The sequence below is a fragment of the Streptomyces stelliscabiei genome (assembly GCF_014873495.1).
Classification (GTDB): domain Bacteria; phylum Actinomycetota; class Actinomycetes; order Streptomycetales; family Streptomycetaceae; genus Streptomyces; species Streptomyces bottropensis.
This window is the reverse complement of the sequence record NZ_JADBGF010000001.1, coordinates 6,014,252-6,041,152: the sequence shown is the minus strand read 5'-3', so window position 1 is coordinate 6,041,152 and position 26,901 is coordinate 6,014,252. Positions and strand designations below refer to the sequence as shown.

23 protein-coding genes are annotated in these 26,901 nt (G+C 71.7%); 10 read left to right on the top strand and 13 right to left on the bottom strand.

The window, feature by feature from the left end; all coding sequences use genetic code 11:
- Positions 1-9: 9 nt before the first annotated feature.
- On the bottom strand, positions 10-744 hold the full coding sequence (locus H4687_RS26700; protein WP_046918331.1) for a response regulator transcription factor: 735 nt from the start codon (positions 742-744) through the stop codon (positions 10-12).
- A gap of 297 nt (positions 745-1,041) precedes the next feature.
- On the opposite strand from H4687_RS26700, the gene H4687_RS26695 reads away from it, so the two are divergent.
- The gene (locus tag H4687_RS26695; RefSeq protein WP_046918329.1) at positions 1,042-2,346 is read left to right on the top strand and encodes a glycosyltransferase family 4 protein; all 1,305 of its coding nucleotides are present in this window, start codon (positions 1,042-1,044) and stop codon (positions 2,344-2,346) included.
- Between the two features lie 27 nt (positions 2,347-2,373).
- Here H4687_RS26695 and H4687_RS26690 read toward each other — a convergent pair whose 3' ends face one another.
- Both H4687_RS26690 and H4687_RS26685 read right to left on the bottom strand, forming a co-directional pair.
- On the bottom strand, positions 2,374-2,973 hold the full coding sequence (locus tag H4687_RS26690; protein WP_005476502.1) for a CE1759 family FMN reductase: 600 nt from the start codon (positions 2,971-2,973) through the stop codon (positions 2,374-2,376).
- Positions 2,970-4,121 carry an LLM class flavin-dependent oxidoreductase gene (locus H4687_RS26685; protein ID WP_046918332.1) on the bottom strand — a complete coding sequence of 384 codons (1,152 nt, stop codon included), beginning with the start codon at positions 4,119-4,121 and terminating at the stop codon, positions 2,970-2,972. Before H4687_RS26685 ends, H4687_RS26690 begins: the two co-directional genes overlap by 4 nt.
- A gap of 142 nt (positions 4,122-4,263) precedes the next feature.
- Here H4687_RS26685 and H4687_RS26680 point away from each other — a divergent pair, with 142 nt between their 5' ends.
- A complete protein-coding gene (locus H4687_RS26680) occupies positions 4,264-5,079 on the top strand; it encodes a helix-turn-helix transcriptional regulator (RefSeq protein WP_050398096.1) in 816 nt (271 codons plus the stop codon).
- Positions 5,080-5,105: 26 nt separating this feature from the next.
- Here the strand turns inward: H4687_RS26680 and H4687_RS26675 are convergent, their stop codons facing one another.
- Entirely contained in the window at positions 5,106-5,297 is a 192-nt protein-coding gene (locus H4687_RS26675) for a hypothetical protein (RefSeq protein WP_046919478.1), read from the bottom strand.
- Complete coding sequence (locus tag H4687_RS26670; RefSeq protein WP_046919479.1) at positions 5,297-6,073, bottom strand: SDR family NAD(P)-dependent oxidoreductase; 777 nt, start codon at positions 6,071-6,073, stop codon at positions 5,297-5,299. The genes H4687_RS26675 and H4687_RS26670 overlap by 1 nt, the downstream gene beginning before the upstream one ends.
- 145 nt (positions 6,074-6,218) lie before the next feature.
- Between H4687_RS26670 and H4687_RS26665 the strand changes: the two genes are divergently transcribed.
- Entirely contained in the window at positions 6,219-6,662 is a 444-nt protein-coding gene (locus H4687_RS26665) for an ester cyclase (RefSeq protein WP_046919480.1), read from the top strand.
- Between the two features lie 16 nt (positions 6,663-6,678).
- On the opposite strand, the gene H4687_RS26660 is transcribed toward H4687_RS26665, so the two are convergent.
- Both H4687_RS26660 and H4687_RS26655 read right to left on the bottom strand, forming a co-directional pair.
- Positions 6,679-7,014 (bottom strand): YnfA family protein, encoded by a 336-nt coding sequence (locus H4687_RS26660; protein ID WP_050398095.1) that lies wholly within the window; start codon positions 7,012-7,014, stop codon positions 6,679-6,681.
- Between the two features lie 56 nt (positions 7,015-7,070).
- Complete coding sequence (locus H4687_RS26655) at positions 7,071-8,264, bottom strand: RtcB family protein (RefSeq protein ID WP_046919322.1); 1,194 nt, start codon at positions 8,262-8,264, stop codon at positions 7,071-7,073.
- 205 nt (positions 8,265-8,469) lie between these two features.
- Between H4687_RS26655 and H4687_RS26650 the strand changes: the two genes are divergently transcribed.
- The 3 genes from H4687_RS26650 (at position 8,470) to H4687_RS26640 (ending at position 12,000) form a co-directional block, all read left to right on the top strand.
- Positions 8,470-9,360: a hypothetical protein gene (locus H4687_RS26650; RefSeq protein ID WP_050398094.1), complete on the top strand. Its 891-nt coding sequence runs from the start codon at positions 8,470-8,472 to the stop codon at positions 9,358-9,360.
- A 173-nt stretch (positions 9,361-9,533) separates the two neighbouring features.
- Positions 9,534-10,469 carry a hypothetical protein gene (locus H4687_RS26645; protein WP_046917997.1) on the top strand — a complete coding sequence of 312 codons (936 nt, stop codon included), beginning with the start codon at positions 9,534-9,536 and terminating at the stop codon, positions 10,467-10,469.
- 160 nt (positions 10,470-10,629) lie between these two features.
- The gene (locus H4687_RS26640; RefSeq protein WP_046917996.1) at positions 10,630-12,000 is read left to right on the top strand and encodes a DUF2637 domain-containing protein; all 1,371 of its coding nucleotides are present in this window, start codon (positions 10,630-10,632) and stop codon (positions 11,998-12,000) included.
- Between the two features lie 46 nt (positions 12,001-12,046).
- Here the strand turns inward: H4687_RS26640 and H4687_RS26635 are convergent, their stop codons facing one another.
- From H4687_RS26635 to lysS, 3 genes are all read right to left on the bottom strand, one after another.
- Positions 12,047-14,842 carry an NACHT domain-containing protein gene (locus H4687_RS26635; RefSeq protein ID WP_046917995.1) on the bottom strand — a complete coding sequence of 932 codons (2,796 nt, stop codon included), beginning with the start codon at positions 14,840-14,842 and terminating at the stop codon, positions 12,047-12,049.
- On the bottom strand, positions 14,839-15,537 hold the full coding sequence (locus H4687_RS26630) for a toll/interleukin-1 receptor domain-containing protein (RefSeq protein WP_046917994.1): 699 nt from the start codon (positions 15,535-15,537) through the stop codon (positions 14,839-14,841). The genes H4687_RS26635 and H4687_RS26630 overlap by 4 nt, the downstream gene beginning before the upstream one ends.
- Positions 15,538-15,910: 373 nt before the next feature.
- A complete protein-coding gene (gene lysS / locus H4687_RS26625) occupies positions 15,911-17,656 on the bottom strand; it encodes a lysine--tRNA ligase (RefSeq protein ID WP_046917993.1) in 1,746 nt (581 codons plus the stop codon).
- A 474-nt stretch (positions 17,657-18,130) separates the two neighbouring features.
- Here lysS and argS point away from each other — a divergent pair, with 474 nt between their 5' ends.
- On the top strand, positions 18,131-19,894 hold the full coding sequence (gene argS / locus H4687_RS26620; protein WP_050398093.1) for an arginine--tRNA ligase: 1,764 nt from the start codon (positions 18,131-18,133) through the stop codon (positions 19,892-19,894).
- Positions 19,895-20,003: 109 nt separating this feature from the next.
- Complete coding sequence (locus H4687_RS26615) at positions 20,004-20,843, top strand: DUF4253 domain-containing protein (protein WP_050398092.1); 840 nt, start codon at positions 20,004-20,006, stop codon at positions 20,841-20,843.
- A 10-nt stretch (positions 20,844-20,853) separates the two neighbouring features.
- Here H4687_RS26615 and H4687_RS26610 read toward each other — a convergent pair whose 3' ends face one another.
- Positions 20,854-22,134, bottom strand: coding sequence for an aminotransferase-like domain-containing protein (locus H4687_RS26610; protein ID WP_050398091.1), 1,281 nt, complete (start codon positions 22,132-22,134; stop codon positions 20,854-20,856).
- Positions 22,135-22,262: 128 nt separating this feature from the next.
- Here H4687_RS26610 and H4687_RS26605 point away from each other — a divergent pair, with 128 nt between their 5' ends.
- Positions 22,263-23,195 carry a phosphotransferase family protein gene (locus H4687_RS26605; RefSeq protein ID WP_046920032.1) on the top strand — a complete coding sequence of 311 codons (933 nt, stop codon included), beginning with the start codon at positions 22,263-22,265 and terminating at the stop codon, positions 23,193-23,195.
- A gap of 15 nt (positions 23,196-23,210) precedes the next feature.
- Here the strand turns inward: H4687_RS26605 and H4687_RS26600 are convergent, their stop codons facing one another.
- Positions 23,211-24,113, bottom strand: coding sequence for an SAM-dependent methyltransferase (locus H4687_RS26600; protein ID WP_046920031.1), 903 nt, complete (start codon positions 24,111-24,113; stop codon positions 23,211-23,213).
- A gap of 131 nt (positions 24,114-24,244) precedes the next feature.
- The gene (locus H4687_RS26595; RefSeq protein WP_050398112.1) at positions 24,245-25,837 is read right to left on the bottom strand and encodes a helix-turn-helix domain-containing protein; all 1,593 of its coding nucleotides are present in this window, start codon (positions 25,835-25,837) and stop codon (positions 24,245-24,247) included.
- 277 nt (positions 25,838-26,114) lie between these two features.
- On the opposite strand from H4687_RS26595, the gene H4687_RS26585 reads away from it, so the two are divergent.
- Positions 26,115-26,879 (top strand): DUF4232 domain-containing protein, encoded by a 765-nt coding sequence (locus H4687_RS26585; protein WP_050398090.1) that lies wholly within the window; start codon positions 26,115-26,117, stop codon positions 26,877-26,879.
- Positions 26,880-26,901: the final 22 nt, after the last annotated feature.

The window sequence follows — 26,901 nt, the reverse complement described above, 5'->3', positions numbered from 1 at the left end:
GCGCCGCCCTCAGTCTTCCCGCAGCGCGTACCCCACACCCCGCACGGTGTGGATCAGCGCCGGCGCCCCGGGCTCGTCGAGCTTGCGGCGCAGATAACCGACGTAGACGGCGAGGTTCTTGGAGCCGGGGCCGAAGTCGTAGCCCCAGATGCGGTCGTAGATCGTCGCATGGTCGAGGACGATGCCCGCGTTGCGGACGAGCAGTTCCAGGAGGTCGAACTCGGTGCGGGTCAGCTCCAGTTCGCGCGTCCCGCGCCAGGCCCGCCGCGCCTGGACGTCCATCCGCAGCCCGGCGGCCGTGAGCAGCCCGCCGCCGTCCGGGGCCGCCGCCCCGGCGGGGCCGGCCACCGCGCCCGCCGGTGGCGGGAGGGGGCGGGCGAAGCCGTCGTTGCCCGTCCTGCGCAGGAGTGCGCGCAACCGCGCGAACACCTCTTCCACGTCGAACGGTTTGACGACGTAGTCGTCCGCGCCGGCGTCGAGCCCGGCGATCCGGTCGGCGGTCTCCACGAGCGCGGTGAGCATCAGGATCGGCGTCCGGTCACCCTCCGCGCGCAGCACACGGCACACCTGGAGCCCGTCTATGCCGGGCATCATCACGTCCAGCACGAGCACGTCGGGCTGGGTGCGGTGGGCCTGGGCGAGCGCCTCGACGCCGTCGGCGACCGCCGTGACCTCGTACCCCTCCAGGGTCAGCGCGCGTTCCAGGGCATGGCGGATGGCGCGGTCGTCCTCGGCGAGCAGCACGTTCTGGGGCACCCCACCAGTCTGCCAAGGTCACCGGCGCCCACCACCTCGCCGGGGGCCCCGGACGGCCCTTCTTACCGGCCTCTCACCCCGACCGCGCGCCCGGCTTACCCCTCCGGAGCAGCGTGTCCGTGTGACACCCGCCCGCACGGGAACCCGACCGGAGCGAACAGATGGAGTACAAAGGGTCCGAACCAGCCAAACCACCATCAGCAGTTGCATCACCGGACAACCGTGCCACCGTCGCACAACCGCACCCCCCCACACCGTCGGGAAGGCAGGGCCTTGAGCCGCCGCATGAAGATCGTGTTCCTGCTGCACAACGCGTACGCCATCGGCGGCACCGTCCGTACGACGCTGAACCTGGCGTCGGCGCTCGCGGACCACCACGACGTGGAGATCGCCTCGATGGCCCGTCACCTGGACGAACCGCGTTTCACGGTCGACCCGAGAGTCACGCTCGTCCCCCTGGTGGACATCCGCCCGTACAGCCCCGACCTGCGCGATCCCGCCCAGGTGCAGCCCGCCGTGGACTTTCCGGCGCAGGACAAGCGGCACCGCCAGTACAGCCGGCTCACCGACCTCCGGGTCCGCGCCTATCTGGCCCGCTGCGGCGCGGACGTCGTCATCGGCACCCGCCCCGGCATCAACGTCTACGTCTCCCGCTTCGCGCCGCGCCGGGCCCTGCGCATCGGCCAGGAGCACCTGCGCCACGACGCCCACGGCAAGCAGCTCCGCAAGGTCCTCGCCCGTCACTACCGCACCCTGGACGCGGTCGTCACGACCACGGCGGCGGACGCGGCGGTGTACCGCGCACGGATGAAACTGCCGGGCGTACGGGTGATGCCGGTGCCCAACATCGTCCCGCCGGCCTCGGTCGCACCGTCGGACGTCACGGCCCCCGTCATCGCGGCGGCCGGGCGCCTGGCCCGCGGCAAACGCTTCGACCTCCTGCTGGAGGCGTTCGCGAAGGTCGCCGCGAAGGAACCGGACTGGCAGCTTCGCATCTACGGCGGCGGCAAGCAGAAGGACCGGCTGGAGGCCCTGATCGAGGACCTCCGCCTCACCGACCGGGCCCATCTGATGGGCCCGCACACGCCGATCGAGGAGGAGTTCGCGCGCGCCTCCGTCGTCGTCAGCGCCTCGGACGCCGAGTCCTTCGGCATGACCCTCGTCGAGGCCATGCGCTGCGGCGTGCCCGTCGTCAGCACCGACTGCCCGCTCGGCCCCGCCGAGATCATCACCGACGGCACCGACGGCCGCCTCGTCCCCGTCGACGACCCCCACGCCCTCGCCGAGGCCATTCTCGACCTCACCGCCGACCCGGACCTGCGCCGCGCCATGGGCCGGGCCGCCCTCGCGAGCGCCCACCGCTACGACCCGGCCCCGATCGTCGCCGAGTACGAGCGCCTGTTCGCCGACCTGCGCGCGACGCGGGTCCACCGTGCCTGGGAGCGGGAGCTGACGCGGGTGCGGGCCTGGCTGGGGCACCGGCTGCGTTCCTGGAAGAGGGCGACGCCGGCGTTCCTCAGGGCCGCGGGACCGTCGCAGCCCCGGCTCCGCCGCGCGGGTGCGGGCAACCACGAGCAACCCGTGGCCTGAGGCCCGCACCACCCCCGACGGCGAGGCTCAGCCCCGCAGCGCCGCCAGCTGTTCGGCGAAGGGGACGACGACGAACTCCTCGGGCTCGGCCGGCGTGGCGGCCGCCTCCCGGGACAGCCCGCCCATCAACCGGCTCAGCTCCGCGGCCGCCCGCTCGATCCGCCCGGCCAGCCCCTGCGCACCCCAGTCCTCGGAGGCGGCGTACACCCCCGTGGGCACGACCACGGCCCGCAGGTACGCGAACAACGGCCGCATCGCGTGCTCCAGCACCAGCGAGTGCCGGGCCGATCCCCCGGTGGCGGCGATCAGCACCGGCTTCCCCGCCAGCGCGTCGCGGTCGAGCACGTCGAAGAACGACTTGAACAACCCGCTGTACGAGGCGGAGAACACCGGTGTCACCACGACCAGCCCGTCGGCCCCCGCCACCGCGTCGAGCGCGGCGGCGAGCTTCCGGCCGGGGAACCCGTTGGTGAGGTGGTGCGCGATCTCCACGGCCAGGTCGCGCAGTTCGACGACCTGGACCTCCACCGAGGCGTCGTGCCCGGCGACCGCCGCGGCCAGCCGGTCCCCCAGCAGCCGCGTGGACGACGGCACGCTCAGCCCCGCCGAGACGACGACCAGCTTCATGCCACGCTCTCCTTCTTCTCCACGCCCTTCGCGTCCTTCACACCCTTCGTGCCCGCGCTCCGCGTCCCCGCGTCCTTCTCCGCCGCGGCCAGCAGCGACCCGTGCGTCGGCGCGTCCGGCACCTGAGCCGGCCGCCCCTTCGCGAACTCCGCGCGCAGCACCGGCACGACCTCCTCGCCGAGCAGGTCGAGCTGCTCCAGCACGGTCTTCAGGGGCAGCCCCGCGTGGTCCAGGAGGAACAACTGCCGCTGGTAGTCACCGGCGTACTCCCGGAAGGCCAGCGTCTTCTCGATCACCTGCTGCGGCGAGCCGACGGTGAGCGGGGTCTGGTCGGTGAAGTCCTCCAGCGAGGGCCCGTTGCCGTACACCGGCGCGACGTCGAAGTACGGCCGGAACTCCCGCACCGCGTCCTGCGAGTTCTTGCGCATGAACACCTGCCCGCCGAGTCCCACGATCGCCTGCTCGGGCGTGCCGTGCCCGTAGTGCGCGAACCGCTGCCGGTACAGCTCGACCATCCGCTTGGTGTGGTCGGCCGGCCAGAAGATGTTGTTGTGGAAGAAGCCGTCACCGTAGAACGCGGCCTGCTCGGCGATCTCGGGCGAGCGGATGGAGCCGTGCCAGACGAACGGCGGTACGTCGTCCATCGGGCGGGGGGTGGAGGTGAAGCCCTGGAGCGGCGAGCGGAACTTGCCCTCCCAGTTGACGACGTCCTCGCGCCACAGGCGGCGCAGCAGCGCGTAGTTCTCGACGGCGAGGTTGATGCCCTGCCGGATGTCCTGTCCGAACCAGGGGTAGACGGGCCCGGTGTTGCCGCGCCCCATCATCAGGTCCACCCGGCCGTCGGCCAGGTGCTGGAGCATCGCGAAGTCCTCGGCGATCTTCACCGGGTCGTTGGTGGTGATGAGGGTGGTGGAGGTGGAGAGGACCAGCTTCTCCGTGCGCGCGGCGATGTAGCCGAGCATGGTCGTGGGCGACGACGGCACGAAGGGCGGGTTGTGGTGCTCGCCGGTGGCGAAGACGTCGAGCCCGACCTCCTCCGCCTTGAGCGCGATCGCGACCATCGCCTTGATGCGCTCGCGCTCGGTCGGCGTCCGGCCCGTGGTGGGGTCCGGAGTCACGTCTCCGACACTGAAGATCCCGAACTGCATCATCGCTGCCACCCTCCCAGGTTGTTTACGATTCAACTATACCCATGAACGAGGGCCCCCTCTCCACTATTCCTCCGGAGCGTTCCTCCGGGGCGAGAGCACGAGCCGGGCCACTGTCAGTGGTCGTCCCTACGATCTCCTCATGGCCGCCCCACGCCGTGACACCCGAGGCATCGTCGACGCCCCGGAGCTTTTCGCCCGGGTCCGCTTCCGCCGCCGCGAACCCGCCGAGCCGCTGCGCCCGTATCTGGAGCACTACTGGCTGATCGACTGGGACCTGCCCGAGCCGTACGTCTCCCAGGTCGTCCCGCACCCGTCGGTCAACGTCGTCTTCCAGCGCTACGAGGGACAGGAGCCCTTCGCCGAGATCTCCGGCGTCGGTCTCGGTCTCTTCACCCAGAAACTGCAGGGCAGGGGCCGGGTCTGCGGCATCCAGTTCCGCCCCGGCGGTTTCCGCCCCTTCACCCCGGCCCACCCCGCGACCCACTGGACCGGCCGCCGCGTACGACAGCCCGAGGCGTTCCCCGACACCGCCGTCACCCCGGCCGCGATCCTCACCCCCGACGACGAGGACACCCGCGTCGCCGCCCTCGACGCGTTCCTGACCGGGCTCGCCCCGGAGCCCGACCCCCAGGCGGACCTCGCCATGGCCCTGGTCACCCGGATCCGCACCGACCGCACCATCCGCCGCGTCACCGACTTCGCCCGCGCCGAGGGCCTGTCCGTACGGCTCCTGCAGCGCCTGTTCTCCGCGTACGTGGGCGTCGGCCCCAAGTGGGTCATCCTGCGCTACCGCATCCACGAGGCCCTGGAACGCGCCGAGACCGACCGGGCCGTCGACTGGGCCGCCCTCGCCGCCGACCTCGGGTACGCCGACCAGGCCCACCTCGTCCGCGACTTCACGGCCACGGTGGGGGTGCCCCCGACGGCGTACGCGGACGCGATGTCCTCGGCCTGACCGGCGGCGGACTTCCCGGGCGGCGGCTATTTCGCGTGCATGACCGCGTAGATCATCACGAAGGCCACGATGTGGATGCCGAAGAGGAAGTACGCGAGGTACCACCACACGTACCGCTCGTTCCTCTTCTCCTCGGCGAGCCGGCGCCGCTCGGCCGTCGGGCCGGCAGCCCCGGGCGCCGGACCGTCCTGCGGCGCCCGGCCCTCCTCCGGCGCCATCACAGCTCCCGGTGGACCTTGGTGTTGGAGGCCTGGGCGCGCGGGCGCAGGACGAGCAGGTCGACGTTGACGTGGCTGGGCCGGGTGACCGCCCAGGTGATCGTGTCGGCGACGTCGTCGGCGGTCAGGGGCTCCGCGACGCCCGCGTAGACGCTCGCCGCCTTCTGCGCGTCGCCGCCGAAGCGGGTCAGGGCGAACTCGTCCGTCTTCACCATGCCGGGCGCGACCTCGATGACCCGGACCGGCGTGCCGACGATCTCCAGCCGCAGGGTCTCGGCGAGGACGTGCACGCCGTGCTTGGCGGCGACATAGCCCCCGCCGCCCTCGTACGTCCCGTGCCCGGCCGTCGACGACACCACGACCACCGTGCCGTCACCGCTCGCGGTCAGCGCGGGCAGCAGGGCCTGGGTGAGGTTCAGCGTGCCGATGACGTTCGTCTCGTACATCGTGCGCCAGTCGGCCGGGTCGCCGGTCGCCACCGGATCGGCGCCGAGCGCGCCGCCCGCGTTGTTGACCAGCACACCGATCTTCTTGAACGCGGACGCGAACTCGTCGACCGCCGCGCGGTCCGTGACGTCCAGGGGGTACGCGGTGGCCTGCCCGCCCCCGTCGTTGATCTCCTCGGCCAGCGCCTCGATACGGTCCTTGCGGCGCGCGGTCAGCACCACGCGGTACCCCGCGGCGGCGAGCTGCCGGGCCGTGGCGGCGCCGATCCCGCCGCTCGCACCGGTGACGACGGCGATGCGGGAGGCGGCGGACGGTGCGGCGGGGGCCATGAGCTGCTCCTGAGCGTGGGCGCTGCGCGGACGCGCGTGTGAGCGACGCGTGCGCGACTGTGCGTATCGAACGGCGTTCTGCCCAGCCAGGATAGGCGTGCGGTGGGACAATGAGAGGGGTGATCCCCTGCACAGGAGGTGGATCATGGGACAGGCGCGCGAGCTGATGGACCAGCTCACCGAGGCGCTCACCACACACCAGGACCCGAAGACCATCGCGAACCTCTTCGCGGAGGACGCGGTTGCCCACACCCCCGACGCCGGAGAGATCCACGGGCGGGACGAGATCGCCGAGTACTGGCGCCAGATGACGGACGCCGTACCCGATGCCACCTACGAGTCGCTCGCCTCGTTCGAGGTCGGCGACACCGCCATCGACGAGGGCATCTTCAGCGGCAGGAACAGCGGCCCGATGGCGTTCCCCGACGGGACGACCCTCCCCGCGACCCAGCGGGACATCAGGATGCGCGGCGTGGACTTCGCCACCGTCCGGGACGGCCGGATCACCAGCTACCGGCTCTACTTCGACCAGCTGGACTTCCTGAACCAGCTCGGCCTGCTGCCGGAGGACCCGGCCCAGCCGTCGTAGCGGCGGCCGTCCGCCGTCACCCGCCCCGCGGCGCGTACATGATCACCGCCATGCCCGCGAGGCAGACCAACGCGCCCGACACGTCCCAGCGGTCGGGCCGGTAGCCGTCGGCGACCATCCCCCAGGCGATCGACCCGGCCACGAAGATCCCGCCGTACGCGGCGAGGATCCGCCCGAAGTGCGCGTCCGGCTGGAACGTCGCCACGAACCCGTACGCCCCCAGCGCGACGACCCCCGCCCCGATCCACACCCACCCGCGATGCTCCCGCACCCCCTGCCACACCAGCCAGGCCCCACCGATCTCGAACAGCGCGGCGAGCACGAACAGAGCGGCGGAGCGGGCGATGACCATGCCCCCAGCCTCGCACGCGGCCGGGGGCCTTCAGCGGGAGCGGCCGCGCCAGGGCCTCAGCCCTTCACGCACACGACCTGCTTCAGCTTCGCCACCACCCGCACCAGGTCCCGCTGCTGGTCGATGACCTGCTCGATCGGCTTGTAGGCGCCCGGGATCTCGTCCACGACACCGGAGTCCTTGCGGCACTCCACGCCCCGCGTCTGCTCCTCCAGGTCCTTGGTCGAGAAGCGCCGCTTCGCCGCCGTCCGGCTCATCCGCCGACCGGCGCCGTGCGAAGCCGAGTTGAAGGCCTTCTCGTTGCCGAGGCCCTTGACGATGTACGAACCGGTGCCCATCGAGCCGGGGATGATCCCGTACTCCCCGGAGCCCGCGCGGATCGCGCCCTTACGGGTCACCAGGAGGTCCATGCCGTCGTAGCGCTCCTCGGCCACGTAGTTGTGGTGCGCGCTGATCTCGGGCTCGAAGACCGGCTTCGCCTTCCTGAACTCCTTGCGCACGACGTCCTTGAGCAGCGCCATCATGATCGAGCGGTTGTACTTCGCGTACTCCTGCGCCCAGAACAGGTCGTTGCGGTACGCCGCCATCTGCGGGGTGTCCGCGACGAAGACGGCGAGGTCGCGGTCGACCAGGTTCTGGTTGTGCGGGAGCTTCTGGGCGATGCCGATGTGATGCTCCGCCAGCTCCTTGCCGATGTTCCGGGAGCCGGAGTGCAGCATCAGCCAGACAGAACCGGTCGAATCCGTGCAGACTTCGACAAAGTGATTCCCCCCGCCAAGCGTCCCCATCTGCTTCCCCGCCCGGTCATGACGGAACTTGACCGCGTCCGCCACCCCGTCGAACCGCTCCCAGAAGCCGTCCCACCCGCCGGTCGCGAAGCCGTGGAGCCGTCCAGGATCGACGGGGTCGTCATGCATCCCCCGCCCCACCGGGATCGCCTGCTCGATCTTCGAGCGCAGCCGGGAGAGGTCGCCGGGGAGGTCATTGGCCGTCAGGGAGGTCTTCACGGCCGACATTCCGCAGCCGATGTCGACACCGACCGCCGCGGGACACACGGCCCCCCGCATCGCGATGACGGACCCGACCGTCGCGCCCTTGCCGTAGTGCACGTCCGGCATGACGGCGAGGCCCTTGATCCAGGGGAGGGTGGCGACGTTGCGGAGCTGCTGGAGCGCCCCCTCCTCGACCGACGCGGGGTCGGTCCACATACGGATGGGTACCTTCGCGCCCGGTATCTCGACGTACGACAAAACGTCCTCATTCCCCCGAAGAACAGATGAAAGTCTCAGAACGCAAAACCGATGCCAAGGGCGGTGAAAAGGGATGCCGGACCGGCGTCCACGGCAGTGCGTGCGATACACATGGTGCCCGGGGGTCACCCCCGGGCGGCAAGTGAATAACCACAGGCAGGACAGCGCAGGCGTCCCGAGGGACCCCGTCGAGAGGAGCCCCACCGTGCAGCGGAAGGCGTACGTACCCGGCGTCGCCGTGCTCCTCGCGGCACTGCTGGCCGCGTGCACGGGTTCCGACGACGGCAGTTCGGACGACGACCCCCGCCCGGGCGAGGTCACCGCGTCGGCGACCGTGGCCCAGCCGGGCCGCTACGCCACGCTCCCCGAACCCTGCGGCTCGGTCGACACCGGCACCCTCGACACCCTCCTCCCCGGCATCCGGCAGATCCCCGGCGCGACCCGGCGCGAGCAGGCGTACAAGGGCGAGGCCACACAGACGTACGACACGGACCGCATGGCCGGCTGCCGCTGGAAGGTGGAGTCCCCGGACGCCACCCACTATCTGTTCGTCAGCTTCGAACGCGTCGTGTCCTACGACAACGCCGTCAGCGACGACAGCACGGCGCAGGAGGTCTACGGCGGCAAGGTCGAGGCGGCCGACCTCCCGGAGCCGACGCCGAGCGCCTCCGAGGAGGAGACCGAGGAGACGGATCAGGAGACGGACCAGGGGACGGACGAGGAGTCCGGCGAACCCGCGGACTCGGGCGCGGACGCCGCCGAGCCGTCGGCGAACCCCTCCGCCACCGCGTCGCGCACGGCCTCCCCCTCCGGCTCCTCCCCGTCCGCCGGCTCCTCCTCCCCCTCCCCGTCCGGCACCCCCGCCTCCCTCCTGCCCCGCACGCTCGACGGTCTCGGCGACGAGGCGTTCCTCGACGACACGCTCGGGACGAGCAAGCAGCGGACGGTGACTGTGGTCTTCCGCACGTCGAACGTGATCGTGACCGTGGAGTACGAGGAGCAGCCGGCGACCACGACGGTGGTGCCGGACAGTGAGGAAATGCAGGACAGGGCCCGGAATCTGGCGGACCGGCTGGCCGCCGCGTTCGACGACTGAGGGGCGCTCGGGGGTGATTCGGGCGTCGTTGTGAACCCCCTGATTCAGAACCGCACTTCTTCTTCACCGCGTACGGTGGCCTCTCGGAGACCCGATCCGATTGTGAAGGAACCATGCAACGAGCCGCAGAGTCAGATCAGCATCAGTCGCCGCGCTTCGCGCGTTCGCCGCGGATGACGCGCGTCGGACACCTCGGGCGTCCGGGCCGGGCCCGGGTTCTCGTCGGCGCGGCGGTCGTGCCGGTGATGCTGCTGGCGGTCGGCTGTTCGTCGGACTCCGGCTCCGACAGCGCCTCCGGTGACGACACCCCGGCGGGGCTGGACCGGTCGGCGACGCAGAGTGCCACGCCCGAGGTGGTCGCGGGGAAGTACGCCTCGCTGCCGGACGCGTGCGAGGTGTTCTCCGACAAGACGCTGAAGTCGGTGGTGCCGAAGGGCGTGAAGTCCGGGAAGGCCATCAACAAGGCCGAGGCAAACGTGACCGGCGACTGCCGCTGGATCAGCCTCGACAACAACGGCGTGGACGGCTCCCAGTACCGCTGGCTGAGCGTGTCGCTGCACCTGCTGGCCTCGGACGAGGCGAACGGCCCCGGTGAGGACCGCGCGGCCAAGGCGTTCGAGTCGAAGGTGACCGCGGCGAAGGCCGTGGACGGGGCGAAGAACGTCAAGACGGAGCCGCTGACGGGCACGGGCGACCAGGCGACGGTGGTCAAGTACGACCTGAAGAAGGACGGCGACACCTTCAAGCAGCAGACGATCGTGGTGCGCACGGCGAACGTGGTCATCACGCTCGACTACAACGGCGCCGGTCTGGCCGGCGACAAGACCCCGGACCCGGCCGCACTGCTGAAGTCCGCGAAGTCCGCCGCCGAGGAGGCCGTGGAGGCGATCGAGGACGCGAACGACGGCACGGACCCGTCGGCGTCCCCGTCGAAGAGCGCTTCGAAGACGCCCTCGAAGGACCCCTCCAAGACTCCCTCGAAGGGCGCGACGAAGTCGTCGTCGTCCGGCGGCTCGGGCGCGGACGTGAGTTCCGACTCGGGCGGTGGCTCGGATTCCGATTCGGACTCGGGTTCCTCCACGTCCGGCACCCGGAAGACCAAGTCGTAGCCGCGTTCCACCTGCGGTTTCACCGGAGCCCGGTCCCCGTGGGGGCCGGGCTGCGCAGCCTCCGGCAATCCGTCCGACGTACGCATGTGCCACTCTGTTGCGCGCAACAACACGCAAGGGGAGGGGAGTACGGGTGGCCGCGCCAATGCAGCTGACTCGAATGCACCGCGTTCTCATCGGCGTGGTCGTGTTCGGCGCCGTCATCATCGCCGGGATCGGCTTCGCGGGTTCCTACGCGGCGGTGCGCGAGCTGGCCCTCCAGAAGGGCTTCGGGAACTTCAGCTATGTCTTCCCGATCGGCATCGACGCGGGTATCTGCGTCCTGCTGGCCCTGGACCTCCTGCTGACCTGGATCCGCATCCCCTTCCCCCTGCTCCGCCAGACGGCGTGGCTGCTGACGGCGGCGACGATCGCGTTCAACGGCGCGGCGGCCTGGCCGGACCCGCTGGGCGTGGGCATGCACTCGGTGATCCCGATCCTGTTCGTCGTCTCGGTCGAGGCGGCCCGGCACGCGGTCGGCCGGATCGCCGACATCACCGCCGACAAGCACATGGAGGGCGTCCGCCTCACCCGGTGGGTCCTCTCCCCCGTGCCCACGTTCCTGCTGTGGCGGCGCATGAAGCTGTGGGAGCTGCGCTCCTACGAGCAGGTCATCAAGCTGGAGCAGGAACGTCTCGTCTACCAGGCCCGCCTCCGCTCCCGCTTCGGCCGGGCCTGGCGCCGCAAGGCCCCGGTGGAGTCCCTGATGCCGCTGCGCCTCGCGCGCTACGGCGTCCCCCTGGCGGAAACGGCTCCGGCGGGTCTGGCGGCGGCGGGCATAGAGCCCGCGGTGCTGCCGCCGGCGGAGATCGCCCCGGCCGCGGATGTCCGTCCCGGCACGGCCCGTGCGACCGCGGCGGCGCCTCCCGGCGAACAGCGCCCCCAGCTGGAGAGTGCCCCCGCCGAGCAGCACCCGGAGTACGCCGAGCAGCACGCACCGGCGCGCGCCGAGGAGGAACCCCCGGTCGACGAGAGCCCCTGGCTGCACGCCCGCCACCCCCAGGAGGTCCCCTACCAGGGTGGCTACGACCCCTCGTACGACCCCGAGGAACAGTACGAGGAGTGGTACGAGGAGCAGGCCCCGGACCAGTACCAGCAGTACCAGGGGTACCAGCAGTTCGAGCCGGACCCCCGTGACCCCCGCTACCAGCAGCAGCGGTTCGAGGCGCCCGACCTCCGCGACCCCGGCCGGCAGGCCGCCCCGGAGCCCTCCCCGGAGGAGACGGGCAGCTTCCCCATCCCGGCCGGCCCCGGCCGCACCCGTGAGCTGGGCGAAGGCGGCGGCCCTCCGGAGCCGGCCGCCCCGGACGAGGAGTCGTACTACCAGGTCTTCAAGAAGTCGATCAACGGCAGCTATCCGACGCCGCGCGAGTTGATCGACAACGTGGAGGCGGAGTTCGGCGTCACCCTTCCCGCCGAGGAGTCCAAGCGCATGGTGAACCGTTTCACCAACCGCCACACGGCGGAGCTGGAAGAGGACCACATCGCGTAGTCCGGCTGGGGTGCCGGAACTCGCCGGGACTCGTCCGGGACCTCGCCTAGGGTTCGCCCGGGGCCGATGAGGCCGGGCCGGGTGCGGACCAACGAGCACCCGCGTACCGCGCCAGGGCCGCTCCCAGATCGGCCGGTACCGCGGGACTCAGCGACATCAGCGGCAGGACGACGTAGCGTCGCTCGCCCACCCGGAGCTTCCGGTGAGGGCTGGGCGCCCCGGGATACAGGGTGATCACGACGCCGTAGGTGGCGCCCTTCCAGCCTCGTTGGGACACCTTGGACACCTCGACGCGCGCGGTGTCCCGCCAGGGGACGACGCCCTGGTGACGGCCCACCGTGTAGGTCAGGCGGTCGTGCGTCAGCTGCAGATCGAGGATCAGTGGTCTTCGCAGCAGGCCGCTGAGTGTCACGGCCACACCGACCGCGAGCCAGAACAGCACGAACCGGAACCCGTTGCGCCAGTCTCCGTACGCGGCGAAGAGGACGAAGTGGAGAGGGGCGGCCAGGGCCACCGTGTTCCAGTGCCCGAGCACGAGACCCCGGTGGCGTCCCCACGCGCGGAAGCCGTGCTCGTCCTCCCGCACCGCCCAGTTCGGCCGCCCCGCCAGGGGTTCCTGTTCGGCGTCGAAGAGCGAGCGCCCCGGCGCGATCAGCGGCTTCCCGTACCCCGGCCGGGTCACGGAGAAGACGTGGCGACCGGTGGGGGTCGCTTCCCGCGAGGCGGGGTTCCGGGCACTCCCCGCCGAGGCGGGTCCGTCGCGCCGGTCACTCCTGTCGCGTACGCCACGCCCGTCGCGCCCACCGCCTCCACCGCGGCCGTCCCGCCCATCCCGCCGGCCCCGTCGCGAGAAGTGCTCCTGGAGTCGCAGGTTGCGGAACCGGTAGACCCCGCCGGAGCGTTGCAGCAGTCCGGCTCGGTGCGCGTGGCGCAGGAACTCCATCAGCGACCACGGCACCCGGTCCAGTGCCGCCAGGGACACCTTCGCCAGCAGCCATCTGCTCCACGGGCTGAACGGCACCAGCACCACGGCCGCGCCGAACCAGCCGAGCAGCGCCCACACCACCCCGGCGCCCGACACCTCGGGCAGCAGCCAGTCCATGGCGCCCTGTCCCACGCCGACGAGCGGGGCGACCGTGACCAGGGAGCACACCAGGGCCCTGCGTTCGTCCCGCAGCAGTTCGTCGGGGCTGGTCGCGTCCTCCGTGTCCGACGGTGCGGAGATCGCCACGAGCAGGAGGGGCGCCAGGAGCGTGGAGCACACGGCCATCGCCACGAGCGGTGCCGCGAACGGTGTCGTCAGCGCCCATCCCGACAGCAGCAGCGTGGGCAGCGCCACCACGGAGGCGGCCTTCAGGGCCCTGCCCAGCGAGGTGGCCCGGCCGGCCGAACGCAGGGCGGCGCCCAACCGGAACGGGTTCGCCAGCCGCCGTGGTCGCCCGTCGCGGCGCCTGAACCACAGCCTCTGGAACATCAGGAGCAACCCCGTCAGCACCAGTGCCGTGGCGAAGGGCAGTTCCGCCCCGGCTCGCGCCAGGTCCGACGTGGCCCCGGAGCGGTCGAGGACCGCGCCCGACGCCCCGACGATCCAGGCGGTCACCGCGCACAGCGCCGGCACGACGAGCACGGTGAGGACACGCACCAGGGGGTGGCGGTGCAACTGCCACCACGCGAACTCGGTCCGATGGCGGTCGGCGAGGAAGGTCGCCAGGAACGCCAGGTGGCGTCGGGCACGGACGGGGTCCCAGGCGCCGGGGGCGTGCAGCCGGTCCGGAGCGTGCGGCAGCGGGCTGAAGACGGCGGGCACGATGTGCTCCAGCAGGTGTTCCTCGATCGAGGCGGGGGTGGGCAGCCGCGTCGTGTCGGTCAACTCCGCCGGGTCGGTGTGCGGTTGGGCGTACCCGCGGCGGGCCAGCCAGAGCATCAGGGGGTTCGACAGCGCGAGAGCGACCGGCTCGGGCGGGCTTTCCCGCAGTTCCTCGAAGACCGGCCGCCAGCGGTCCAGGTGGAGGGGTGAGGTGCCGCTCTCCAGGTAGGCCACCGCGTCCTGGCCGCGGACCGGCAGTGCCTCGACGACCGCGGCGGCGGAGATACCGCGCATGTCCCGCAGCACGTCACGGTATGCGGCGGTGCGGGAGGTGAGGATCAGCGGGTCGCCGTCCCTCAGCGCGTGGTTGAGGGCTTCGACGGCGAAGGCCCGGCGGTGCACGGGCAGTTCGTCCAGCCCGTCCAGAACGGGCAGGATCTGGCCGTCGGAGACCAGACGCTCGGCCGGGTGGCGGCCGTCGACGCGCGGCAGACCGGGGTGGTCCTCGGCGATGCGCCGCGCCAGCCAGGTACGCAGATGATCGCGCTCGGCCTGCCAGGTCTCCAGGGAGAGGAACACCGGCACCGGCCCGCCGTCGGCCCCCCGGAGCCGACGGGTCAGCAGGTCCAGCGTCAGCAGGACCGCCAGGGTCGTCTTTCCCGCCCCGGCCTCGCCCAGCACGACCAGACGCCGCTGCCGGAGCGCGAGGAACGCCTCGGCCATGGTGCCGACCCGGTCGCCCTGCCCCGCCACCTCGCCGCCGACGTTGTACGGGTGGTCGGCGTCGGGCCAACTGGCCCTCCAGCGCACCCGTATCGGCTCCGGCTTGGCGATGTCCCAGGCATTGGCCTCCTCGCGCCACTGCCGGAACACGTTCTTGGCCAGCGTCTGGGCGGCCAGCTCCAGCGCCTCGACCGGTAAGGGGGCCTGCTGGACGAACTGGAGGACGGACGGTCCGTTGATCACGCCGATCTGGACCAGGGTCCCGATCGTGCTGTCGACGACGACGTTCTGGACGGGTGAGGACGAGGTCAACTGCCGGGCCCGTCGGCCGGGGGATGCCGCGGGGAACCGATGATCACGTTCCCCGCGATCTCACCTGCCTGCACGACGGTGCCGGACACGATGCTTCCCTCGACGCTGTTCGTCACGGTGGGCGGCCGGTGTCCGGGCGCCTTCCCTCCGGCACCGGGCGCGTACGACGCCGGGTTCGCCGCGGACGCCGGGGCGACGGCCGGGTTCGCCGCGGACGCCGCGCCGCCGGTGGCGCCACCCAGCCCCTCGACCAGTTTCCGCAGCTCCTGAGCCACCCGTCGCCACTCCCTCGCCGCGGCGGCGCCCTGTTCCGTGACGGATTTGCCGCTGGGGATCCACTGGAGCTGCCGCAGAGGGGAGCGCTCCGTCAGGTCGAAAGGCGCGACGTTCACCGGGAAGACCTGGCATTCCCCGGCCTTCCACCGCCGCAGCGCCCGCGGCACCTCCTGCTCCATGCAGAAGTCGGACGAGACGTAGTTCGACGACAGGAGCAGCACGATGATGTCGGCGGACTCCAGTTTGCCGAAGAGGGTGGTCTCCCACGGGGCGCCTGGCGGGATGTCCTGGTCGTCGAAGAACTCGACGCCGCTTCGTTCGAGGTCCGCCACATGCCTGCGGAAGGTCTTCCGGTGGTGCTGTTCCGCACGGGAGTAGGTGATGACGACGCGGCACAGGGGATCTGGCGTGACAGACATGGCTTCCCGTTGACGTCTGCGAGACGGCACCCGAACCATCCTGACCGGGAGCGACCGACCCGTGAGGCGGAGTTGCTGCGAGGAGACATGACGGCACGACCCGGAAGTGACCGCCGATTCGTAGCGTACGGGTGATGCGTGATGATCGGGACTGTTTCCGCAGAACGGCCGTCCGACTCCCGCGACGACGCCCGTCCGACTCCCGCGACAACAGGCGGGTGGCGACCGGGACATGACGAAGGGGGCGCCCGGTGGTGATCACCGGGCGCCCCCTCTCGCGGCAAGCCGTGGCACGACGGACGCACTACGGCGTCACGGAACACTGCCGCGCACTGTGCGCGCTGTGCACACTGCTGTGTGCCAGGACGCGGCCCTACTCCCCGAGCAGGGCCCGCACCCGCTCCTGCCCCACCGCCAGCAGCAGCGTGGGCAGTCGCGGACCCGTGTCCCGGCCCACGAGCAGGTGGTACAGCAGCGCGAAGAACGACCGCTGGGCCGTCTTGATCTCCGCCGGCAGTTCCTTGGGCGTGGCGTCCGCCGCGAACCCGGCCTGCACCTTGGGCACGCCGTAGACCAGATGCGTGAGCCCGTCCAGGGACCAGTGCTCGGCGAGCCCGTCGAGGAGCAGCCGCAGCGACTGCCGGGAAGGCTCGTCGAGCGACTTCAGCAGCTCGCCGTCGGCCTCCTCGCGCACGATGGTCCGCTGGTCGGCGGGAACCTGCGTGTTGATCCACGCCTCGGCCCGGTCCAGCCGCGGCCGTACCTCGTCGAGGCTGGACAGCGGGTCGGTGGGGTCGAGTTCGCTGAGGATGCGCAGGGTCTGGTCCTCGGCGCCCGCGGTGATGTCGGCGACGGACGCGAGGGTCCGGTACGGCATCGGGCGGGGGGTGCGCGGCAGGTCACCGGCGGCGGTCCCCACCGCGCGCGCGTGGGCGGCCACGTCGCCGGGGAGCGCGGACCCGTCCGCGACCTTGGCGTCGAGCTTGTCCCACTCGTCGTAGAGCCGCTGGATCTCCTGGTCGAAGGCGATCTTGAACGACTGGTTGGGCCGGCGGCGGGCGTAGAGCCAGCGCAGCAGCTGCGGCTCCATGATCTTCAGCGCGTCGGCGGGGGTCGGCACGCCACCCTTCGACGACGACATCTTGGCCATGCCGGAGATGCCGACGAAGGCGTACATCGGGCCGATCGGCTGCTTGCCGCCGAAGATCCCGACGATCTGGCCGCCGACCTGGAAGCTGGATCCGGGCGAGGAGTGGTCGACCCCGCTCGGCTCGAAGACGACGCCCTCGTACGCCCACCGCATCGGCCAGTCGACCTTCCAGACGAGCTTGCCGCGGTTGAACTCGTTCAGCGCGACGGTCTCGGAGAAGCCGCAGGCGGTGCAGGTGTAGGTCAGCTCGGTGGTGTCGTCGTCGTAGGCGGTGACGGTGGTGAGGTCCTTGCCGCAGCTCCCGCAGTACGGCTTGTACGGGAAGTACCCGGCGCTGCCGGAGCTGCCGTCGTCCTCACCGGCGGCGCCGGAGCCCTCGGCGGCCTCCAGCTCCGCCTCGTCCACCGGCTTCTGCGACTGCTGCTTCTTCGCCGGGGCCTTCTTGGTGCGGTACTGGTCGAGGATCGCGTCGATGTCCCCGCGGTGCTTCATGGCGTGCAGGATCTGCTCGCGGTACACGCCGGAGGTGTACTGCTCGGTCTGGCTGATCCCGTCGAACTCGACGCCCATCTCGGCGAGGGCGGCGGTCATCGCCGCCTTGAAGTGCTCGGCCCAGTGCGGGTGGGCGGAGCCGGGCGGGGCGGGCACGGAGGTGAGCGGCTTGCCGATGTGCTCGGCCCAGGAGCCGTCGACGCCGTCGATGCCGTTCGGGACCTTGCGGAAGCGGTCGTAGTCGTCCCAGGAGATCAGGTGCCGGACCTCGTGGCCCCGGCGGCGGATCTCGTCGGCGACCAGGTGCGGGGTCATGACCTCGCGGAGGTTGCCGAGGTGGATCGGGCCGGAGGGGGAGAGCCCGGACGCGACGACGACCGGTTTGCCGGGGGCCCGACGCTCCGACTCCTCGATGACCTCGTCCGCGAAACGGGAGACCCAGTCGGTGGTCTCGGTGCTCTGAGCCACGATCGGCACGTCCTCTTTTTCTGAAGGTTGTCCATGGCCGCCGGTACGGTCGCCGGCCGACGGCCCCATCCTCCCAGCCTTTCACTCCGTGGGTCGAACCGGGCGCCCGATAAACGGGGGGGGCACGGGTGCGTCGGCGGGTGCGGCTGCGTCGTGGCCCCTCGCGCAGTTCCCCGCGCCCCTGAAAAGAAGGGGGGCACGCCCCATGCTTCCCAGCCCCACAGAGCCCTGTCCTTTCAGACCCGCAGCAGCCTGGTCTCTCAGGCACGCAGGGGCCTGGTCCTTTAGGCCCGCAGGGGCCTGGTCCTTTAAGGGGCGCGGGGAACTGCGCGAGAAGCCCCACCGGACCCGCACCCGCCCACAGCCCCCGTCCCCCACCCCCCGAGGCGCCCAAGCACCCCCGAGGCGCCCAAGAAAAACCCCTTTACCCCCGTGGGATACTGGCGGCATCCACCCGTACCCCAAGGAGAACGGCACCCCCTGATGGCTTCGGTCACGTCCCTCACCGCCTCCGTCCACCAGCGCCTCGCGACCGCCCTCTCGGCCACCCTGCCGACCGCGGACGCGGACCCGCTGCTGCGACGCAGCGACCGGGCGGACTACCAGGCGAACGGGATCCTCGCCCTCGCGAAGAAGGCGAAGGCGAACCCGAGGGAGCTGGCCGCCCAGGTCGTCGCCCAGGTGGAGTCCGGCGAGCTGATCGGGGAGATCGAGGTCTCCGGCCCCGGCTTCCTCAACATCACCCTCACCGACCGGGCCATCACCGCGAACCTCGCGGAGCGCTACGCGGACGCCCGCCTCGGCGTCCCCCTCGCGGCGCACCCGGGCACCACGGTCATCGACTACGCCCAGCCGAACGTGGCCAAGGAGATGCACGTCGGCCACCTCCGCTCCGCCGTGATCGGTGACGCGGTCGTCCAGATCCTGGAGTTCACCGGCGAGAACGTGGTCCGCAGGCACCACATCGGCGACTGGGGCACCCAGTTCGGCATGCTGATCCAGTACCTGGACGAGCACCCGCACGAGCTGGACCACAAGGACACCCAGGTGAGCGGCGAGGAGGCGATGTCGAACCTCGACCGCCTCTACAAGGCCGCCCGGAAGCTGTTCGACTCCGACGAGGAGTTCAAGACGCGGGCCCGCCGCAGGGTCGTCGACCTCCAGGCGGGCGACCCGCACACCCTCGCCACCTGGCAGAAGTTCGTCGACGAGTCGAAGATCTACTTCTTCTCCGTCTTCGAGAAGCTGGACATGGAGGTCCGGGACGCGGACATCGTCGGCGAGTCGGGTTACAACGACATGCTGGACGAGACCTGCCGCCTCCTGGAGGAGTCGGGCGTCGCGGAGCGCTCGGAGGGTGCTCTCTGTGTCTTCTTCGACGACATCAAGGGCCCGGACGGCAACCGGGTCCCCCTGATCGTCAAGAAGTCCGACGGCGGCTACGGCTACGCGGCGACCGACCTCTCCGCGATCAGGGACCGCGTCTTCCACCTCAAGGCGAACTCCCTGCTGTACGTCGTGGACGCCCGCCAGTCCCTGCACTTCAAGATGGTCTTCGAGACCGCGCGCAGGGCGGGCTGGCTGAACGACGACGACGTCAAGGCGTTCCAGCTCGCCTTCGGCACGGTCCTCGGCAAGGACGGCAAGCCGTTCAAGACCCGTGAGGGCGAGACGATCCGGCTGGTCGACCTGCTCGACGAGGCGATCGACCGTGCCACGGCCGTGGTCCGGGAGAAGGCCGAGAAGGTGGGTCTGACCGAGGAGGAGATCGTCGAGAACGGCCGGTACGTCGGCATCGGCGCGGTGAAGTACGCCGACCTGTCGACCTCCGCCGTACGGGACTACAAGTTCGACCTGGACCAGATGGTCTCGCTGAACGGCGACACCTCCGTCTACCTCCAGTACGCGTACGCCCGTATCCAGTCGATCCTCCGCAAGGCGGGCGAGGCCGGCCCCGCCGCCCACCCGGAGCTGGAACTGGCCCCTGCGGAGCGGGCGTTGGGCCTGCACCTGGACCAGTTCGGCGAGGCGGTGGCCGAGGTCGCGGAGTCGTACGAGCCGCACAAGCTGGCCGCGTACCTCTTCAAGCTGGCGACCCTGTTGACGTCGTTCTACGACCAGTGCCCGGTCCTCAAGGCCGACACCCCGGCCCAGGTGGAGAACCGCCTGTTCCTGGTCGACCTGACGGCCCGCACCCTGCACCGCGGCATGGCCCTGCTGGGCATCAGGACGCCCGACAAGCTCTGACCGCCCACGGTGACCGCTCACGGCGAGCGGACCGGCGCCGCGGCCCGGCGATCGTGCTCCGGCGCGATCGGCCGGGCCGCTGTCAGTGGCTCCCCCTACAGTCGCTCGCATGGCGACCCTTCCCAACCCGCTGCCCCAGCTGGCGGCCGACCCGAGCGGGCGTGTGCTCGGGCTTGAAGCTCCGCTTCCGCAGGGGCGGCTGATCGACGATGGGGGCACCTCCCACGCCCTTGGGGCAGTGGGGGAGGACGACGGCCCGTGGCACGAACCGCTGTTGTGGTGCGCGGACGAGCCGGCCCCACCCGGCGCCTGGGCCGCGGTCCTGCCCGCACGTCGTACGGTCGGCCTCCTCCCGGTGCTCCTGGACGTCGGCGGCAGCCAGGGCGGGCCGGAGGAGTGGGAGCTGATGCCCGGCGAGACGTCCTACCCGGGCGACCACGACGCCGACGAGGTCCTGGCCGAGTTCTGGGACGCGTACGCGGGCACCGAGGACCCCGACTGGCCCGGCCTCACCGGAGCCCCGGCCCCGGACCGGTTCCCGGCCGACCCCGACACCCTCGCCGCCACCACCGCCGACGCCCTCGTCGAGGACCCCTCCCGCCTGAAGGACCCCCGCCTCGCCCTGGTGCCCGCCCGCCGCAGCGCCGACATCCCGGCGGCGATCGGCTGGACCGGCCCGGTCAACCACGAGAACGACGTGGCGAGGCTCTGCGCGGTCCTGCGCTCGTGGGAGGACCGCTTCGGGATACGGGTGGTCGCCCTCACCTTCGACCAGCTCGTCCTCTCCGTCGCCGCCCCGCCCACCACCGAGGCCGAGGCCGAAGCCGTCGCCGCCGAGCACTTCGCCTTCTGCCCCGACAACATCTGGCAGGGCACGACCGACGGCACCCGCGCTTCCTACGCCCGCACCCTCCTCGACGCACCCCTGTGGTCCTTCTGGTGGGACTGACGCGGCGGCCTCACCCCCGCAGCCCCGCCCCCAGCCTCCGCAGCCCCTCCCGGATCTCCTCCGGCGTCTGCGTGACGAAGCAGAGCCGCAGGGTCGACCGGTCCGGTTCACCGGCGTAGAAGGGCGCGCCGGGCACGTACGCCACGTCCTGCTCGACGACGCGCGGCAGCAGGGCGCCGGTGTCGTAGGAGGAGGGGAGGCGGGCCCAGAGGAACATGCCGCCCTCGGGGCGGTTCCAGGTGGAGCCCTCGGGCAGCGCCGCGGCGAGGCCGTCGAGCATGGCGTCGCGGCGCTCACGGTAGGCGGCGGCGACCCGGACGACATGCGCGTCCAGGTCACGGTCGGCGAGGTAGCGGGCGGCGGCGAGCTGGTTGACGGTCGGGGTGTGCAGGTCGGCCGCCTGCTTGGCGACCGCGCACGCCCGGCGCAGCTTGGCCGGCGCGCGCAGCCAGCCCAGCCGCATCCCGGGGGCCATCACCTTGGAGAAGGAGCCCAGCAGCGCCGTGCGGTCCTCGGCCCCCGGGTACGAGGCGATCCACGGCACCCGGCCGCCCTCGAAGCGGAGTTCGCCGTACGGGTCGTCCTCGACGATCCACAGCCCGCGCCGGGCGGCGACCGAGGCGACGGCCGCCCGCCGCTCGGCGGGGAGGGTGCGCCCGGTCGGGTTCTGGAAGGTGGGCACGGTGTAGAACAGCTTGGGGCGCAGCCTCGCCACCAGGTCCTCCAGCGCCGCCGGGTCCACCCCGTGCCGGTCGCCGGGCACGGCCACGACCCGCGCCCCCGCGAACCGGAACGCCTGAAGTGCCGCCAGATAGCAGGGATCCTCGACCAGGACGACGTCGTCCGGCTCCAGCAGCGCGGTGGCGAGCAGCGACAGCGCCTGTTGCGACCCGGTGGTGACGAGGACCTCGTCCGCGCCGGTCGGCAGTCCACGCGCCCCGTACCGCGCCGCGAGCGCCGTCCGGAGCACCGGCTCGCCCTCCGTCGTCGCGTACTGCAGGGCGCGCCCCGCGGACTCGGCGAGCACATCGCGATAGGCGGCCGCTATCCCCTCGGCGTCGAACAGCTCGGGGGCGGGCAATCCACCCGCGAAGTTGACGACTTCGGGACGCGAGGTGACGGCGAGGATGTCCCGAACGGGGGAACCCCCGACCGCCGTGACCCGTCCGGCGAAGCGGGGCACGGCCGCCCCGCCGCCGCCCGCGGCCGGGCCCCCCGGAGCGTCCCCGCCCTCCGCCTTCGCGACAAACCCCACGTCATGCGCGGCACGCACAGCATCCACGGCACCCATCCCACGGCTCCTTCGCCCCTCGCGGACGGCCCGATCCCGCCCCTGCCCGCACCCTAGACAGGTGCATGCCCCCTACATTCACCATTTCCGCGATGCGGACCGTGCTCCGCACCCCCTAGGCTGCGCACATGCTGCCCAGCGTGGACACGAACGACGAGTTGCAAGAAGTCGTCGGTGACGAGGCGCTGCTGCGACCTGCTGCCCAGGATCTCTGCGGTCAGCTCGGTCTCGCAGGCGCGCGAATCGTACGTTTCCCCGAGGGCTCGCTGCCGGTGTACGCCGTCGGCGACGCCCTCGTCCTCAAGCTCTATCCGGCTTTCGAAGCGACGGAAGCCGTCCGCGAGGCCCGACTGCTGTCGATACTGTGGGGCAAACTCCCCATCCCCACACCCCGGTTGCACTCGGCCGACCAGTACAAGAACGGCTGGCGCTATGTGCTGATGTCCCGGCTGCCCGGCGAGGACCTCAGCGAGGCCTGGCCCCGGATCCCCCGGGCCGACCAGGAACGGGTCGTCGTCGAGGCCGCCGAGGGCCTCGCCGCCCTGCACGCCCTGGACGCCACCCCGATCGTCCCCCTCACCGGGCCGACGGACTGGGGCAGGTTCATCGCCGCTCAGCGCGCGGCGGCGGTCGAACAGCAGCTCAGCGGCGGGCTCTCGGGCCCCTGGCTGGAGCAGATCCCGGACTTCCTGCGCTCCGTGCCCCTGAACGCCCGGCGCCGCCCGGTCCTGCTGCACACCGAGTACATGCGCGAACACCTCACCGTCGACCCGCACGACGGCTGGCGGCTCACCGGCCTCTTCGACTTCGAGCCGGCCATGGTCGGCGACCCCGCCTACGACTTCGTCAGCGTCGGCCTGCTGCTGACCCGCGCCGATCCCACCCTGCTGAAACTCTTCTACGAGGCATACGGCCACCCGCCGTTCGACCCGCGCGAGTTGATGGCGTACACCCTGCTGCACGTCTACAGCGACCTGAACTGGTACCTGCGCAGCCTGCCGGCTCCGCCGCGCCAGAACTTCGAGTCCCTGGCGGAGACCTGGTTCGGCACCGGCGGGTGAGGACGCCGGCCGTCGCTACCCCTTGCGCCCCGTCGCCACGTACACGTTGACGTCCGCGTCGGTCACGTCGTTGATGTCCCGGTACCGGACCTTCTCGATGTCGTCCATCCCGGCCAGCACATGCGGCTCCACGCCCGCCGGCACCGGGGCGCCGTCCTCGAACCGCCAGTGGTGCGCCGGCACCACCCCGGGCTCGTCCGGCACGAGACCGCTCTGCTCGAAGAAGCGGGCGACCTCGTCCCGGGACCGCAGCACGAAGGTGAACCCCCGCTCGGTGTAGGTCTTCTGGACGGCCCGGATGCTCGCCGGGTTGAGGTCCTCGGTCAGATGGCTGAGGACCAGCCGGCTCCCGGCGGGCAGCGCGTCCACCAGCTCGCGCACCACGGGGTAGGCCTGCCCGTCCTCCACGAAGTGCAGGACCGCCACCAGGCACAGCGCGATCGGCCGGTCGAAGTCGAGTGTCTTCGCGGCCGCTTCGAGAATCCGCTCCGGCGACTTCAGGTCGGCGTCGATGTAGTCCGTGACGCCCTCGGGCCCGCTCGTCAGCAACGCGCGCGCGTGGGCGAGCACCACCGGGTCGTTGTCGACGTACACGACCCGGCTGTCGGGGGCGATCTCCTGGGCGATCTGGTGGACGTTCTCGGCGGTCGGCAGCCCGGTGCCGATGTCGAGGAACTGCCGGATGCCCTCGTCCCCGGCGAGCGTGGTCACCGCGCGGCGCATGAAGTCCCGGTTGTGCCGGACGTCGAGATAGCCGCGCGGGTTGGCCGCCAGCGCGGCAGCGGCCGCGTCCCGGTCCACCGGGTAGTTGTCCTTGCCGCCGAGGAAGACGTCGTAGACCCGTGCCGGGTGCGCCCTGGTGGTGTCGATCCTCCTCCGCAGCTCGGCGGGGTCCTGACTGAGCGCGTCACCGGCCATGAAACTCTCCCTGGGGGGCGGGTCATCGAATGAGCAACAACCTAACCTCCAGGGCAAGTTGGCACCGCACGGATGCGGAAGCCCGCCCACCCCCCTGGGGCCGCCCCGCCGAGAGCGGTGGCCGACCGGCCCTACCCCTCCGTCCCCGCGCCCAGCGTCGTCCCCTCCTTGACCCACTTCGGCCCGCCCAGCGGATACTCGTACGCCGGGCGCCCGTTGTTGCCGCTCGTGCGGAACGGCGCACCGTCGTCGTTCAGGGTCAGCGTGCCGCTGCGCGAGCCGCTGCTCCACTTCAGCTCCAGGTACCAACTGACGGAGTACGCCGAGGCGTCGGCGGTGATGTAGTAGACCTCCGGGTCGGACTCGCTGACGGAGTACGGGAAGTTCCTGCTGCCCGCCTTGGGCTTCACGTCGGGGCGCGCGGCGTCCAGGGCGATCGTGAAGGACCGGGTCGGGACACCGGCCCCGCAGCCGACTCCGGGATAGCCCATGGCGTAGTCGTTCCAGGCGAGGGGCGACCGCTTGTCGACCATACGGACCGTCAGGCTCCGTACGACCACGGTCTCCTCGCCGGAGCCCTGCACGGTGAGCGTCAGAAACTGCTGCCCCGAGGACACGGCCCCCTCCGACGACGCCCAGGCCGCCGCGTCCTGCTCCAGCGGAGGCGGCCCCACCTCGGCCGGCGCACGGTCGGCCAGATACCGCTGGGAGCAGGGGGACTCCCAGGTGTACGGCTCCACCTTCACCGACAGCGGCGCTGGGAGGGACGCGTTCTCGCCGCCCCCGCCCGCCGCACTCGTACGGGTCGGGTCCGTACCGGCGGGGGGCCCGCTTTCCTGGCCGGCACCCTTCTGCCTCCCGGCACCCGACTCGCTCGCGGAGACTGAGGGCGAGGCAGTGGACGGTACGGGCGATCCCCGGTCGTCCCGCTCCTCACCCGGGAACTCCTCCTCCCCCACGGACACGTCCCCGGCCCACCGCGCGGACCCGTCCTCTTCCCCGGCGGACGGCAGACCCGCGGCGAGCGTGACCGCACCGAGAACGGCGGCGACCGCCAGCCCGGCCACCAGTGTCGTCCGCGAACGCCGTTCGGTACGCGACCGGTTCCCCGCACCGCCGGAGACGTCGCGCCCGATCACCGTCTCCCCCACCGCGCCCTCCCCCGAGCGCCTCACAGCCACGCCACCGGACCCGTCCGAAGCGCCATAGGGCCCGTCCGCAGCGCCACCCGGCCCGTCCGCAGCGCCACCCGGCCCGTCCGGAGCGCTGTCAGGGCCGTCGTCCGCGGCGCCACCGGACCCGTCCGAGGCGCCACCACGCCCCGCCCCCGCGCCGGCGGTCGCCGCCTCCCCGGTCCCGGCCTCCGGCCCTGCCTCCGCCTCCGCCCCCGCGTCCGAGTTCGGCTCGGCCGCCGCGGCGCCCGAGGCCGACTCTGCCTTGGTGGACACCGCTCCGCCGGCCGCCCCGGCGGAGTCGCTCCCCTTACGCCGCCGCGTCGCGTCCGCGAGCACCCACGTCCGGTGGAGTTCGACCAACTCCTCCGCAGTCGCCCTGCACAGCCGGGCCAACCGCTCCACGGGCGCGTAGTCGACGGGCACGGCGTCCCCGTTGCAGTACCGGTGAAGTGTCGACGTACTCATGTGGAGCCGCTTGGCGAGCACCCCGTAACTGAGCCCCGAGCGCTCCTTCAACTCCCTCAGCGCCTCGGCGAATTCAGCCCCCATGCCGTCCCCGGCACCACTCCCCGACACAGCGTCCTCCGTACCCCATACGCCCCCCGCGTCCCGTCCGGCGTTCCAGGGGATTGACGTTCTTCCAGGTCAAAGCCGCTCTGGGCATTCCAGCGTCCCTGATCGTCCGCCGAGTGTGGCGGCCGGGACGACTCACCCCGCAAGCTCTGGTCATCCAAGCACGCCGCTCCCTGAAACCCGGTCGAGCGGCACGGCTTCGACCACTTGTTCTCAGCCGCGGCAACCGGCTTTGTCCGAAAAGGAATTGATCATGCGCACGTTCCGTACGGCCCGCCCCGCCCGTCTGCTCGCCGCGACCGGCGTCGCGATCGCCGCCCTCGCCCTCACCGCCTGCGACAACGGCATGGGCCCCCGGGACGAGGGCCGGGCGAGCGACTCCACGTCGACCTCGCAGACCTCCGGTTCCACGGGCGGCTCGGGCTCCACGACCGGCGGCACCACGACGACCACGGGCGGCACCGGCTCCACCACCGGCGGCTCGGGCTCCTCCACCGGCGGCACGACGACCGACCAGGCCTCCTCGAAGACGGGCACCGGCGCCGCCAAGACCGGCAAGTCCGCCACGTCCGACCCGTGGGACCCCGCCAACCGCGTCACCTGCAACGGCTCCAACACCACGGTGACCGCGAAGCCGGCGCCCCGCCCGATCAACCACCTGCTGATCACCGTCAAGAACACCGGCACGAAGTACTGCGACCTCTACTACTACCCGACGGTCCGCTTCGACCAGGCCCAGTGGGCCCCGGCCGTCTTCGAGGAGTCCCAGCCCCAGGCGGTGGTGACCCTCGCCCCCGGCGAATCCGGCTACGCGGGCGTCCTCCTCGCCTCCGCCGACGGCAGCGGCCAGAACGGCACCACGGCCAAGAAGGCCACCATCGGCTTCCAGGGCAAGAAGCTGGGCAGCAACGGCGGCGCCGTCGCCGCCCCCGCCCTGCCCGCCAAGGGCGTCTACTACGACAGCTCCCTGACCGTCACCTACTGGCAGTCGTCGATGGACGACGCCCTCATGTACTGAGCCCGGGGCGGCGGAACAGCAC

Bases quoted from the DNA above. Each gene is read 5' to 3' on its own strand.
- H4687_RS26695 (WP_046918329.1), top strand. From the start codon at position 1,042: ATGAAGATCGTGTTCCTGCTGCACAACGCGTACGCCATCGGCGGCACC.
- H4687_RS26690 (WP_005476502.1), bottom strand. From the start codon at position 2,973: ATGAAGCTGGTCGTCGTCTCGGCGGGGCTGAGCGTGCCGTCGTCCACG.
- H4687_RS26685 (WP_046918332.1), bottom strand. From the start codon at position 4,121: ATGCAGTTCGGGATCTTCAGTGTCGGAGACGTGACTCCGGACCCCACC.
- H4687_RS26680 (WP_050398096.1), top strand. From the start codon at position 4,264: ATGGCCGCCCCACGCCGTGACACCCGAGGCATCGTCGACGCCCCGGAG.
- H4687_RS26675 (WP_046919478.1), bottom strand. From the start codon at position 5,297: ATGGCGCCGGAGGAGGGCCGGGCGCCGCAGGACGGTCCGGCGCCCGGG.
- H4687_RS26670 (WP_046919479.1), bottom strand. From the start codon at position 6,073: ATGGCCCCCGCCGCACCGTCCGCCGCCTCCCGCATCGCCGTCGTCACC.
- H4687_RS26665 (WP_046919480.1), top strand. From the start codon at position 6,219: ATGGGACAGGCGCGCGAGCTGATGGACCAGCTCACCGAGGCGCTCACC.
- H4687_RS26660 (WP_050398095.1), bottom strand. From the start codon at position 7,014: ATGGTCATCGCCCGCTCCGCCGCTCTGTTCGTGCTCGCCGCGCTGTTC.
- H4687_RS26645 (WP_046917997.1), top strand. From the start codon at position 9,534: ATGACGCGCGTCGGACACCTCGGGCGTCCGGGCCGGGCCCGGGTTCTC.
- H4687_RS26640 (WP_046917996.1), top strand. From the start codon at position 10,630: ATGCACCGCGTTCTCATCGGCGTGGTCGTGTTCGGCGCCGTCATCATC.
- H4687_RS26630 (WP_046917994.1), bottom strand. From the start codon at position 15,537: ATGTCTGTCACGCCAGATCCCCTGTGCCGCGTCGTCATCACCTACTCC.
- argS (WP_050398093.1), top strand. From the start codon at position 18,131: ATGGCTTCGGTCACGTCCCTCACCGCCTCCGTCCACCAGCGCCTCGCG.
- H4687_RS26615 (WP_050398092.1), top strand. From the start codon at position 20,004: ATGGCGACCCTTCCCAACCCGCTGCCCCAGCTGGCGGCCGACCCGAGC.
- H4687_RS26610 (WP_050398091.1), bottom strand. From the start codon at position 22,134: ATGGGTGCCGTGGATGCTGTGCGTGCCGCGCATGACGTGGGGTTTGTC.
- H4687_RS26605 (WP_046920032.1), top strand. From the start codon at position 22,263: ATGCTGCCCAGCGTGGACACGAACGACGAGTTGCAAGAAGTCGTCGGT.
- H4687_RS26600 (WP_046920031.1), bottom strand. From the start codon at position 24,113: ATGGCCGGTGACGCGCTCAGTCAGGACCCCGCCGAGCTGCGGAGGAGG.
- H4687_RS26595 (WP_050398112.1), bottom strand. From the start codon at position 25,837: ATGGGGGCTGAATTCGCCGAGGCGCTGAGGGAGTTGAAGGAGCGCTCG.
- H4687_RS26585 (WP_050398090.1), top strand. From the start codon at position 26,115: ATGCGCACGTTCCGTACGGCCCGCCCCGCCCGTCTGCTCGCCGCGACC.